12 protein-coding genes and 1 pseudogene are annotated in these 12,619 nt (G+C 36.9%); 5 read left to right on the top strand and 8 right to left on the bottom strand.

Annotated elements, in window-relative coordinates; all coding sequences use genetic code 11:
* The first annotated feature begins 18 nt into the window (after nucleotides 1–18).
* Entirely contained in the window at nucleotides 19–405 is a 387-nt protein-coding gene (locus BLL40_RS00365) for a ribonuclease HI family protein (protein WP_073709936.1), read from the top strand.
* Nucleotides 406–596: 191 nt separating this feature from the next.
* On the opposite strand, the pseudogene BLL40_RS00370 reads toward BLL40_RS00365, so the two are convergent.
* Nucleotides 597–743 (bottom strand): annotated as a pseudogene (locus BLL40_RS00370) (GGDEF domain-containing protein); the annotation flags it as partial.
* 407 nt (nucleotides 744–1,150) lie between these two features.
* Here BLL40_RS00370 and BLL40_RS00375 point away from each other — a divergent pair.
* On the top strand, nucleotides 1,151–2,032 hold the full coding sequence (locus BLL40_RS00375) for a 5'-3' exonuclease (RefSeq protein ID WP_073709937.1): 882 nt from the start codon (nucleotides 1,151–1,153) through the stop codon (nucleotides 2,030–2,032).
* A gap of 5 nt (nucleotides 2,033–2,037) precedes the next feature.
* On the opposite strand, the gene BLL40_RS00380 is transcribed toward BLL40_RS00375, so the two are convergent.
* The 4 genes from BLL40_RS00380 to BLL40_RS00395 form a co-directional block, all read right to left on the bottom strand.
* Nucleotides 2,038–2,388, bottom strand: a complete 351-nt coding sequence (locus BLL40_RS00380) for a YhjD family protein (RefSeq protein WP_073709938.1) — start codon at nucleotides 2,386–2,388, stop codon at nucleotides 2,038–2,040.
* 168 nt (nucleotides 2,389–2,556) lie between these two features.
* Complete coding sequence (locus BLL40_RS00385; RefSeq protein WP_073709939.1) at nucleotides 2,557–3,819, bottom strand: DUF445 domain-containing protein; 1,263 nt, start codon at nucleotides 3,817–3,819, stop codon at nucleotides 2,557–2,559.
* A gap of 153 nt (nucleotides 3,820–3,972) precedes the next feature.
* The gene (locus BLL40_RS00390; protein WP_073709940.1) at nucleotides 3,973–4,899 is read right to left on the bottom strand and encodes a response regulator; all 927 of its coding nucleotides are present in this window, start codon (nucleotides 4,897–4,899) and stop codon (nucleotides 3,973–3,975) included.
* A 4-nt stretch (nucleotides 4,900–4,903) separates the two neighbouring features.
* Complete coding sequence (locus BLL40_RS00395) at nucleotides 4,904–6,133, bottom strand: sensor histidine kinase (RefSeq protein WP_073710358.1); 1,230 nt, start codon at nucleotides 6,131–6,133, stop codon at nucleotides 4,904–4,906.
* Between the two features lie 308 nt (nucleotides 6,134–6,441).
* On the opposite strand from BLL40_RS00395, the gene BLL40_RS00400 reads away from it, so the two are divergent.
* A complete protein-coding gene (locus BLL40_RS00400) occupies nucleotides 6,442–7,707 on the top strand; it encodes a cation:dicarboxylate symporter family transporter (protein ID WP_073709941.1) in 1,266 nt (421 codons plus the stop codon).
* A gap of 273 nt (nucleotides 7,708–7,980) precedes the next feature.
* Here the strand turns inward: BLL40_RS00400 and BLL40_RS00405 are convergent, their stop codons facing one another.
* From BLL40_RS00405 to tnpA, 3 genes are all read right to left on the bottom strand, one after another.
* The gene (locus BLL40_RS00405; RefSeq protein WP_073709942.1) at nucleotides 7,981–8,745 is read right to left on the bottom strand and encodes a carbon-nitrogen hydrolase family protein; all 765 of its coding nucleotides are present in this window, start codon (nucleotides 8,743–8,745) and stop codon (nucleotides 7,981–7,983) included.
* A gap of 621 nt (nucleotides 8,746–9,366) precedes the next feature.
* Nucleotides 9,367–10,479 carry an RNA-guided endonuclease TnpB family protein gene (locus tag BLL40_RS00410; RefSeq protein WP_073709943.1) on the bottom strand — a complete coding sequence of 371 codons (1,113 nt, stop codon included), beginning with the start codon at nucleotides 10,477–10,479 and terminating at the stop codon, nucleotides 9,367–9,369.
* Between the two features lie 11 nt (nucleotides 10,480–10,490).
* Nucleotides 10,491–10,889, bottom strand: coding sequence for an IS200/IS605 family transposase (gene tnpA, locus BLL40_RS00415; RefSeq protein ID WP_073709944.1), 399 nt, complete (start codon nucleotides 10,887–10,889; stop codon nucleotides 10,491–10,493).
* Between the two features lie 222 nt (nucleotides 10,890–11,111).
* On the opposite strand from tnpA, the gene modA reads away from it, so the two are divergent.
* Together modA and modB are read left to right on the top strand one after the other, a co-directional pair.
* Nucleotides 11,112–11,930: a molybdate ABC transporter substrate-binding protein gene (modA, locus tag BLL40_RS00420; RefSeq protein WP_073709945.1), complete on the top strand. Its 819-nt coding sequence runs from the start codon at nucleotides 11,112–11,114 to the stop codon at nucleotides 11,928–11,930.
* Nucleotides 11,911–12,591: a molybdate ABC transporter permease subunit gene (gene modB / locus BLL40_RS00425; RefSeq protein ID WP_083566143.1), complete on the top strand. Its 681-nt coding sequence runs from the start codon at nucleotides 11,911–11,913 to the stop codon at nucleotides 12,589–12,591. The genes modA and modB overlap by 20 nt, the downstream gene beginning before the upstream one ends.
* Nucleotides 12,592–12,619: the final 28 nt, after the last annotated feature.

The raw sequence follows: 12,619 nt of genomic DNA on the forward strand, positions 1-12,619 counted from the left end.
AAGATTGGGGGGTTCCATATGTTTGAGGTGTACACAGACGGCGCATCCACTGGCGATCCAGGTCTCGCTGGTGCCGGTATTGTCATTCGTCATAATGGAAAAACAGAACGGTTTTCCATTCCACTCGGAGAATGTGATACGCACGAGGCAGAGTTCATGGCAGTCATTAAAGCACTTGAGTTATGCAAAGAAATGGGTGCAGATACCATATCGCTCCGCAGTGATTCACAAACAGTCGTTTCAGCAATTGAAAAAGAATATATACATAAACAACCGTACAAACCGCTCTTAGCCGCTATTTTAACATTATCAAAAGAGTTTCCGCTTTTTTTCGTCAAATGGATTCCATCCAAACAAAATAAAGCAGACTTAGAAGCAAAAAAGGCAATCCGAGCGAATCGTTAAACGATGACAAGCCGGTTTCTCCCTGTTCGTCTCGCTTCATACAATGCTTGATCTGTTTTCTCAAAAAATCCGTCGATCCATTCACCTTTATATTAACTCATACTTGCGCTAATGGGGACTGGCACGTCTTGTCCTTTGTAGACAATACGCAGCAACTGCTCCACGCGGTAAATAATTTGTTCAGCAACCTTCTATCCATCTGCTCGCATTGTATTCTTGCATAAGATTGCAAACTCTTCACCGCCGATCCGTAAAACGGGATCCTTCTCACCTGCATTTTGCCGGATCGTCTCCGCCACTTTTTTCAAAATGATATCTCCACAAACATGACTGTACGTATCATTAAGATTTGTTTAACATGGTCGATATCCAACAAAATAAGCAGTAAGGTCACATTTGTCTGTCTGCTTCATGTTATTGACGTATCCATATCTTCTTCAAAATAACGGCGATTATACCAACCCGTCAGCTCATCCACAACCGTCATTTTTTTAAAGCTTACCCAGCACTTCTTCATATTTTAGACAGTTGTACACAATGCTTAAAAAATCGACCAGTGAATCACAAAATCGCAAAAAATACCGAGCATTTTTTCTTTATTATGACTTATATGGTCCAGCTTATTTCGTTTTATCCTTTACAAAAGACTATATAGATCTTCTTCCTTGCTATGTACATTGTAATTGATTTTACTCGATTAATAACTTAATCTGTGAATAGTACATATAACAAGGAGATCATCGTGATGAAAAACCAAACATTGCTATTAATAGATGGGTTTAATTTGTTAAGCCGTGGGTACTTTGCTACATCTTACGGGAAAGAATTAGAGCAATTGACGAAGAGCAGCAAAGGTGTTTATACAAATGCATTAAGAATATTTTTCCAAAAAACATTTAACCTTATTTCCCAATATGAAGTTACCCACCTCGCTGTCGTGTGGGATGTTAAAAAAAATGAAACAACGAGAAGATTAAAACATGATTTTTATAAAGCAACCCGCTCCGACTTGCCTGAAGCGTTAATTCAACAATTTGAAGTGTGTAAAGACGCACTTAGAAGCATAGGCATTCAACAAGTATCCGTCCCTTCATATGAAGCGGATGATGTCATTGGCACCTTAGCGAAAACGTGGTGTTCAAATGAGTATGGCCATTGTTATATTTATAGTAATGACAAGGATTTATATCAGCTTCTTAGCAAAAATATCTCTCAACTTATTGGGGGGAAAAAAGGAGATATCGTTTACTCATTCAATCACTTTCAAGATGATTATCATATTACCTCTGAGCAATGGATTGATGTGAAGGCACTTCTAGGCGATAAAAGCGATAATATTCCTGGCTGTCCGGGAATTGGCGAAAAATCAGCTTTGCCGCTCATTCAACTTTACGGCTCTTTAGAAAATATTTTCGAACAAATAGACACGCTGGATCCGAAATTTAATCGTTACAAGAAAAAGCTAATTGAAGGACAAAACTTGGCACTCATTAGTAAAGAATTATCAGCCATCATATGCGATATTCATGAGTTAAATGAGTTTCTTTTTGACGATTTGCAAGTAAATATAGAAAGAACGAATTTGATTGCAGAATTAAACGAATTGGAATTTACTATTAAATACTAAGCTGCTCAGCGCAGCAATTCGAAGCGATTTTCTTCGATGAGTTTATAAAGCTCCTTATCTTCAAAGTGTATAGTCAATGGAACACCACGACATAAATAACGGAATTCAGTCATATCGTTATCAAGCGTGTGTTCCCCCACTATTCTTAATCCTCGCGTGCTCATCTCTTTTCTTAATTCTTTTAACTGTTTGAGCGCTTGGCTTTCTTGATATTGATTGGCTGATAAATACACTCGTTTCATTTTTATCGTTGATTTTTCATTCTCCTTTAATTCACTTTGCAGTAGTCGTATCGTCAAATTATGTATGATATAGTTGTAAACAATTTTTCTGTCTTCATCTGTAATGGCCGCCATGTATATCCCCCTTATTCATTGCAGATTCATCAACGAAAATCCCCCATTATTTAAGCAACTTTTTCATAACTTAACATTTCTTCTTTAAAAGCGATATTCCTTTCAAATAAATAGATTTTTGGAAAACAAAAGACCTTGTCAACGTAATGCTGATAAGGTCTTTGCTTTTTAATAAATGAATGCTTTGATTCCTGATAATATGATCCCGATCATAAAACCACAAACGGCTCCATTCACCCGAATCCACTGCAAGTCTTTTCCAATGTTGTTTTCCATCATGTAGACAAGCGTGTCATTATCTAACTTATCCAGGTTTTCCTGCACGAGCTTCCCGATCTTAGAATGATTATCCTCAACGAGATTGGCGATTTGCTTTTGTATCCCCTTTTCAATCATGCTGTTTTTAATTGGATCTTCTTTTAGATTATTTAATAAGTCCGTTAAAAGTGGAAGAACGTACGTATCCATAAACTTGCTACTTTGAATAAAGTCTAATGCTTTTTGCTGAATTCGCTGCAAGATTTCAGTTATTTTTTCAGCCGGCTCCCACTTAGCTAGCAGATGTTGCTTCCAATTTTCGATTTCTTCTATCCATTCTTTCTTGTCTTCTATACTTCGTAACTTTGTGCGTACATGTAAAAGAAAAGCTTTTCTATTCGCATCATCCGTCTGGCGCAAATGGCTTACAACATTAAGGAGAAGATTTTGCAGTATAGTGCCTAGTTTTTCTTCATCCAATAAATTTTGAACAGACTTTAAGGCAAACTGCATGAAACCGTCTAACTCGATGTTTTTAAGTGCACGCATCGCCACACTGCCTAGTTGATGAGCTGTGTTCTCTTTTTTTGCCCATTGTTCCGCTTCACTGAGAACATAATCGAATACCTTCTCGTCATATTCATGAATCAGCACTTGATCCACGACAGATTGAAGGACCCCACTGACTTCAATAGAAGAAAGAGAATACTTTAATTCCTTTTCGATAAAAGGTGCTATCTTCTCCACTTGAATAGAACGAATTAGTTGATCTGCAAGTGAGACCATTCCTTTTCTTGCAGATTCAGAATGAAGCTCCCTTTCTAAAATTGGAAAAAGTTTTTCGGTAAATTGAATTTTTTTTAGTTTCTCTTGAATACTTTCTTTTGAAAGCCAGTCATTTTCAAGCGTAGAAACAAGTGCTTTAATCATTTTGTTACGGTTTTTAGGCAAAAGAGCTGTATGTGGAACCGGTATCCCCAGTGGATGGCGGAATAAAGCCGTGACGGCAAACCAATCGGCTAATCCACCGACCAGACCCGCTTCAAATCCTCCGTGCACAACATTCACCCACGATGACCCTTGAAATGGAATTGTTACTGCAAAACCAGTCCCCATAACAGCCAATGAAAAACTAGCTAAGTGCTTTGATTGTGTTGATTTTTTAGAAGTCATATTTCCTTTTCCCTTTACAAAATAGATTTTCTATACATAGATGAAAAAATACTTATTATTTTAATAATTTTTTATTTGAATACAATATCATAATCTTTCTGCTTTAGAATTACAATGACCTGTTTGGATCCCTGATCAGAATAACGTTTAGCTTCATATGTCTTTGTATAACCGTTTAGCTTCAAAAAAGAAGACTTGGATAAACTTCTTCGTATTTACTTTTGTAGGCGTAAAAGAAGTCGCTGAATCTTCCTGAAGTTCCCTCATTTTTTGACGAACGGCCATAAAATCAAAGAATTTCGATGCATAGTTCTCAAACTTTGGATTGGTGTAATCCGTCAAACCAAGAGAAGCAAAATGAATGAGCGAATGTGCAATAGCTCTTCGTATTCGCTGTTCAGAAGCTTTCATTTCCCTGTTTATATCCATTTCTGAAGCAGACGATCCGAGCTTTTTTTGAGCAACTTGTTTGAATATCTCTTTTAAAGATGGAAAACTTTGTTCAGAGGCCATCACACGTTCGTACGAAAATAAGCATTCAAGAATATCGATTAAATCCCTCGACCCATTCTCCCCAACAATACCAAGCTCCGCTAATAAAAACTCACCGATGTTTGCAATGCTTTTTTCGTTAACCTCAGTTGACTGTATAGTTTGATCCTCTAAATTTAATAGGCTGCTTAGAGATGTTTTTATTTCTTGAATCGATTTCTCAAGTTGAATTCGTTCCATCACTTTTCGAATGACCGTGACAATTTCAATTCGATTAATGGGCTTCATGATATAATACTCCACTCCAAGTGCGTAAGCCTCGCTGATTAATTCCTTTGATTCCACTTGGGAGATCATGATCATTTTCCCTTTGAATTGCTCAAGATGGCGTATCGTCTCAATTCCATCCCTAACAGGCATCAACAAATCAACAAAAAGAATGTCTACCTTTTGCATATTCAAAAAAGGACCTGTTAATTGATCACCATCCAATGCTTCTCCAACTACTTCACCTAAATCCCCATCTTCAATAATTTGACTTAAGATGGATCGAATGGCATCATCATCATCCACAATAAAAAAACGCATAAAATCAACCTTTCTGAATCAGCTGATGGGTTGGCAATTTTATCGAAAATACGACCCCATCTTTTTGGTTTTTAAAAATAATGTCTCCGCCAATGTTTGTGACAGCTTCTTTCACATAAGCTAGTCCAATACCTGTAGATGGATTTCCATGTTCATCATATTTTGATGTAAAACCTGGTTCAAATATAACCTTTTCGTATTTCTTAGGAATAACAGAACCACTGTTATAAACGTTAAATTCAACCATTTCATCCTGTTCAAGTAACCCGACATGGATGGTTCCACTCTCCGTTATAGCCTCTACTGCATTGGCCACTAAATTATTAACGAGTGACAAAACCGTGTAAACATGATAATTTGAATGGTTTCCTTTAATCGAATACGTAAAGACAATATGTTTTCCAAGTGAATGTGAATATTTTTCGTTACTATGGATAATTAATTGAATTAATTCCGCCACACTCATGTAATCTTTATAGCTTTCATTGGTAATTAATTTCGAAATTCCTGCGAAAATTCGTTGATTATCTTTTTTAATTTCATGTATTTCCCCGGCGATTCGTAGTGCTCTCTGGCTCATTTCATTGTCAATTCCTTTTAAAGCACGATATACATCATATGATTCTTTTGTCACTGTTTCTGCATTTTTTAATGTTTTATTCAAATAGACCGCTTCTTCATACAAATTGGAAATAAGCATCAGCATGTGCTCATTTTGTTTCCTTATTTGCCTTTCCCTTGATTGTGCTTCATATAGTTTTACCATATTAAAAAAACTCACGACAATAAAACAACGAACAAATGCGATCTTCACCATTTCAATCACTTCAACAAATGAAATGGTCGATTTCAATAAGTAATATTCAAGAAGCAGCTCTGTCCCATTGGATACTAGTTCTGTCAAAAGACCAATGAGCCCGATTAAGAGCGACCAATTGCGAAATCGTTTTACGTCTACTAGTTGAAATAAGCAAGCGTACGTAAAATAAAAGAAAAATGCTGGAAAATGATGTTGAAAAGACAGCACCGCACTTTCCATATTCCCTGTAACTAGATCAATGGTAACACGAAAAAGAACAACTGATGCAGCTGTAAAAAAACCCGGTATAATAAAAGGCACTTTTTGCAGCAACAATAAAAAGAAAAACATGGTGGGAGCGCCGAAACCGATACGGAACGTTTCATTGAACGGATAAAACTTCAGTTCCCCCGCAAGCGGCACCGTGACGATCATGAGTATAGTGATATAGATATCCTTCTGTATTAATGAACGAAGATGAAAGATCACTTCTCACCTCTTTTATTTAACTGAAAATCAGTATACAATCCCTTCACTATTAAAACAACATCGTTTACTTTTTCAAAAAAATCAGCTTCTTTTGTAGGTATTTGTATGATTCTGTAGGTACTGTTTTACATTTATACAATACCAACAACGCTCTTTGAAAGCGCTTAATATTTTAAGGGATAAGTATAGTCATCTGTCTTATCAATAGAAAGTGTTGTTCAAATCCCTATTAAATAATCGAAAGGACTGATTGTATGAAAAAGGTTAGTTTAGCTTGGCAAATATTGATTGGTTTAATAATAGGTATTGCGGTAGGTGCGATCTTTTATGGAAATCCTGCTGTTCAAACCTATTTACAGCCTATTGGTGATCTATTTATTCGATTGATTAAAATGATTGTCATTCCGATCGTCGTTGCAAGCCTCATCATCGGGGTAGCAGGTGTAGGTGATATTAAAAAGTTAGGTAAACTAGGTGGAAAAACACTTCTATACTTTGAGATTATTACAACATTTGCGATCATTATCGGTTTATTTGCTGCAAATATTTTTCAGCCGGGTGCCGGTCTCGATATGAATTCCTTAGATAAAGGAAATATTGATAGTTATGTCAATACAGCAGAAGAAGTACAAAATCACAGTTTCGCTGATACGTTTGTTCACATTGTCCCTGCAAATCTATTTGAATCGCTTGCTAAAGGTGATATGTTAGCCATTATTTTCTTTTCAGTTATCTTTGGTCTTGGCGTAGCTGCGATCGGAGAAAAAGGAAAACCGGTTCTCCAATTTTTCCAGGGTACAGCCGACGCAATGTTTTTTGTTACCAATCAAATTATGAAATTTGCTCCGTTTGGTGTATTTGCTCTCATCGGTGTGACTGTATCCAAATTTGGACTAGCTTCACTCATTCCTCTTAGTAAGCTCGTCATTTTAGTTTACGGTTCCATGTTCTTCTTCATTGTAATCGTACTAGGGTTAGTAGCAAAGCTTGTAGGGGTAAATATTTTCCACTTGTTTAAAATATTGAAAGATGAGTTAATCCTCGCTTATTCGACAGCAAGTTCAGAAACCGTTCTGCCAAAGTTAATGGAGAAAATGGAGAAATTCGGCTGTCCTAAAGCCATTGTTTCCTTTGTTATTCCGACAGGGTATTCCTTTAACTTAGATGGATCTACTCTCTATCAGGCGATAGCAGCTCTTTTTATCGCACAAATGTACGGAATTGATTTATCTATCGCTGATCAACTATCATTATTGCTCGTATTAATGGTGACATCTAAAGGAATTGCCGGGGTTCCTGGCGTATCATTTGTCGTATTACTCGCTACGCTAGGAAGTGTCGGTATACCTGCTGAAGGGCTCGCTTTCATCGCTGGAATTGACCGTATTCTCGATATGGCTCGTACCGTTGTCAATGTTGTCGGAAACTCTTTAGCAGCCATTGTTTTGTCTAAATGGGAAGGCCAATATAATCCTATAAAGGCAAAGCAATATTTAGAGGATATACAAAAATCAGCATAAAAAAGCAGACAAATTCCTATATGTAGGATAGATAAGGCAAACATGTGAAAACAAAAAGAACGAACCTATTAGATATGTCTAATAGGTTCGTTCTTTTATTAGACTTGTCAATAAAGTGAATCTGCTATCAGCGGGGGTTTTCTTTCATCCCCCGCTGATGGTTAGATGAACCAATCGGGCCTTTACGGGCAGTTTATCCCCCACTTATCCTTTTTCGATTTCTCTAAGACTTGAAGTGGGGGATCTTACTGCCCGTTAATCTGCGATAAAAAGTCAGTGGATATAATTAATTTCAAAATTAGTAGAAATTAAATGCATATCATCCAAATTCCATTCAAAAATTAAAATGGCCGATTGTTCAGATTTATGTGATAGAAGTCGTTTACCATTCTTAATAACCAAGCTTTCTGCCTCCCAAAAGGAAACAGTCTTATCTTCTCCAGTACGATTACACACAAATATAGGCAATCCAGTATCAATGGATCTCTGTTCCCACTCACCATTCGGTCCATGTAAACCTGGTCCCCATGACGAAGGAGCAACTAGGATTTCTGCCCCTTTGGTCAATAATGCTTCTGCAAGATTTTTTGTATAGGCATCTGCACATATCAACACACCAACTTTTATATAACCCAAATCTATTGGTTCGATGAACTCGCCTTCTGTAGACCAATTATCTACCCTTGTGATCTTTTTTTGTTTTCCTATTAATTCCCCATTCTGATTAATCACAAAAACTGAATTGTATAGTTTATCATCTTGTTTTGATTTTTCTGCACAACCAAGAAATACAGTTGTTTTTATCGACTCAACAATGTTTTGAAACTTAATCATCCATTTATCAGGCTGTTGTTTAATCCAATCCGTTCCAATGAGATGAGTAAACTGTAATCCGCTAGTAGCTAATTCTGGTGTTATCATCCAATCTACTTCTTTTTCTGCTGCATGCTTAACCGCTTTTTCAATAAGGGATTGATTGTATTTAATATCTCCAGCAATAGGGTTTAAGTGTAATAAAGCAATTCTTATCTTTCTCACCAATACACTCCTTCCCAATATTTATTTACCACCTAAGCTTTTAATTTATCCCGCATTAACGGGTAGTAAGACCCCTACTTCAAGACGTCGAAAAGAAAAGAAGGATAAGTGGGGGATCAACTGCCCGTAAAAGCCCGATTGGTTCGGGCCGGCCGAAGCCGGTCACTCAGGTATTGCCGCAGGACGCGGCGCTCTTTACCTGAGTTCCTTTTTATTCAGTGGAGGATGAAGAAAACCCCCACTGAATGAAGTTTCACTTTATTAATTCAAAGCCTACCATACACACTTTATTAATAAAATCTTCTTAAAGAGTAAACCACTTCATTAGTTAAAGAAGAACTCGCCTTTATTTTTCATTTAATTACACCTCATATGCTTAACATAAAGGATATTGTATTCATCCGTGTCGCCATGGACACTCCACATCATATTCTCCGTTATACATTGAAATTAGACTGTTTAAACTGCCATTATATACTCGTGAACTTACCCGCCACTTAACGTCCTTACGGACTGTTTGAAGTGGGGGCTTCTCGGTTAGTCGTTCCTTTTGATAGCTAACGAATTTGTCCTAAGACAGCCGAGCTAACTCCCTTGTTCCAAAGGTTATTTTATTGTCATTTATGCCAATGCTAATAAGCGTATTGCTTCATTTTTGATATTGATAGCTGAATTATAATCTCTATCGAGATGTACACCACATACACAAGAGTACACTCGTTCAGACAATGACATATCTTTCACATTTCCACAATGGCTACATGTTTTTGTAGAAGGAAACCATTTGTCTATTTTCACAAGTTGTTTGCCTTGTTCTTGTAGTTTATAAGCTAAAAAAGAAGTGAACATACCCCAACCATTATCAGCGACACTCTTTCCGAAATGAAGTGCTTGTGACATTCCCTTCATATTTAGGTCTTCAATAGCTATTACATCAAAAGTAGTAACTAACTCTTTAGACTTATGATGAAGGAAATTATTACGTTGGTTAGCTACTTTTTCATGTAGCTTCGCTACACGAATACGTTGTTTGTTCCAACGCTCTGAGCCTTTGGTACGTCTTGATAGTACTCGTTGTGCCTTTGCTAATTGGTCTACCATTTTACGATAGAACTTAGGATAATTGGCTTTCTTATCCTCCGAACTAACGTATAGCCCATCCATTGCAAAGTCTAAACCAACAACTGTTTCTACTTCTTTTTGTACAATCTCTTTTTCGTATTCAGTCAAGATGGACACATAGTATTTACCAGTAGGTGTCATGGAAATCGTACATGACTTGATAATATGGTCTTGCGGTATTTCTCTATGTTGTTTGATGCGTACCATTTTCAGTTTTGGCAATTTGATATGACCATTAAGCAACATAATATTTCCGTTTACGACATTCGTTGTATAAGACTTTCTGTCTTTTTTACTTTTGAATGTTGGAAAGTCATTTTGACCACTAAAGAAATTCTTATAGGCAGTTTGCAAATTTAGTTGAGCATTCGCTAGAGCTAATGAATCAACTTCTTTTAGCCACTCAAATTCTGCTTTGTATTTTGCAGGCGTTGGAATCTTTTGTTTCTTTAGTTGTTCTTTATCGTCTTTGTATTTCTCATACACTTCTTTCCGTTCAGCTAACATTTTGTTATACACGAAACGTACACAGCCGAAGGTTTTACGCATAAGATATGCTTGTTCTTCTGTTGGATACAAACGGAATTTATATGCCTTGTTATGCTTTGTCATATGATTTCACCTCACTTTTCACCTTGATTTTCAATATATTTCTCTACTACGTCTATTGGTGAACCACCAGTAGTTAGTAAGCAAAAACTTCTTGACCAAAACATCTCTTTCCAAAGTTTCTTTTTCACTTGTGGAAAGTCTCTTTTTATTAGTCGAGAACTTGCACTTTTGTAGGCATTAATGAATTTTGTCATTTCTGTATTAGGATGTGCCTTGAACAAGATATGTACATGGTCAACATCATGATTCCATTCCACCAACGTTATATTGTAGTTCTCAGATAATCGTACAAACATGTCTTGTGCATAGTCTGACAGATCATCATCAAATACATTTCTTCTATATTTTACGACCAATACAAGATGATAATACAACAATAATACTGAATGATTATTACTATCTAATTTCACTGATATACCAACCTTTATGTAATATACGACTGATTATATCATAGAAAAAATAAAAAGCACAGTTAAGTGCTTTTTGGCTACGCCAAACCGACATTCATCTCCCACCTACCGTTGGGCTATCGCCCTGCACACGCTTGAGGAAGGAGAATTCTTTCGGGAAATTCGTTAAATAGGATATAATTACTTATATCTAATTATATTTTAAATGAAGAGGTGAGGAACTTGCAAAAAAAGTTGATATTAGTCATTACTCTCTTACCTTTACTTATGTTTATAATGGCATGCTCTAATAACCAAGGAACAGATCAATCTTCTGACAAAAAAGAAACAGCATCAGATAATACGGAAAAAGTAGAATTAACTGTTTCAGCTGCAGCTAGTTTGAAGGATGCCATGACAGCTATTCAAAGTGCGTATAAAAAAGAACATCCTGAAGTGGAATTAAAATTTAACTATGGGGGGTCTGGTGCCTTGCAGCAGCAGATTTCCCAAGGCGCACCTGTTGATCTCTTTTTCTCGGCTGCGGAAGATAAGTTTGACCAATTGGTAGAGAGTGGGGACATTGCAAAAGAAGACGGAGTGGGTCTTGTTGGCAATGAACTAGTACTCGTTGTCCCAAAGGAGGAACAGTCCATCATTGCAAGTTTTCATGACCTTGCAAAAGAAGAGGTGAATAAAATGTCAATTGGAACTCCTGAATCAGTACCAGCCGGGAAATACGCACAGGAGTCCCTTAAAAAGATGAAGGTATGGAGTAGTGTTGAGTCAAAAGTCGTATATGCGAAGGATGTACGTCAAGTATTATCTTATGTAGAAACAGGGAATGTTGATGCTGGAATCGTGTACAAAACAGATGCGTTCATTTCCAACAAAGTAAACATCATCGCAACAGCCAATCCCGAAACCCATACACCTATTATTTATCCAGTCGGCATTATCAAAGACTCTAACTACTACAAAGAAGCAAAAGATTTTTATAGCTATCTACAAAGCGACGAAGCGATGAAGGTTTTTAGAGATTATGGATTTACTACTGAATGAAGCTTTCATGCAAGAATTTTTGAGTCCCATTTGGTTGTCTTTGAAAATAGCAATTGTGTCAGGCTTTGTCGCCATTATAATAGGAACATTGATAGGACGGCTTATGGCCAGAAAAACTTTTAAGGGAAAAGCCATTTTGGAAACCATTCTTATGCTGCCAATGGTTCTTCCTCCTACAGTCGTCGGATTCCTTCTTATTGTTATCTTTGGAAAGAATAGCATAGCTGGGCAAGCGATTGAATGGCTTTTTAAACAGCCCATTATTTTTACTTGGTGGGCGGCTGTCATTGCTTCAGCAATTGTCGCGTTCCCACTTATGTACCAGTCCGCTAAATCAGGATTTCAAGGAGTAAATACGGAGGTTGAAGAAGCTGCTAGAGTAGACGGAGCGAATGAATGGAAAATTTTCTGTTTTATTTCTATTCCCCTAGCTTCCAGTGCTCTTATTTCAGGCAGTATATTAAGCTTTGCTCGAGCATTAGGCGAATTTGGTGCTACTTTAATGTTTGCTGGTAATATTCCAGGGAAAACTCAAACTATTCCTACTGCGATTTATGTAGCCATTGATTCTGGTAATATGACAATGGCTTGGCTATGGGTGATTTCTATCGTGATGATCTCTTTTATGATGCTTCTTACTGTCCAAATAAGACAAAAATGAAAAGAAAAGCTTGGCTGAAATAACGCTC

The sequence above is a fragment of the Domibacillus mangrovi genome (genome assembly GCF_001906925.1).
GTDB lineage: Bacteria > Bacillota > Bacilli > Bacillales > Domibacillaceae > Domibacillus > Domibacillus mangrovi.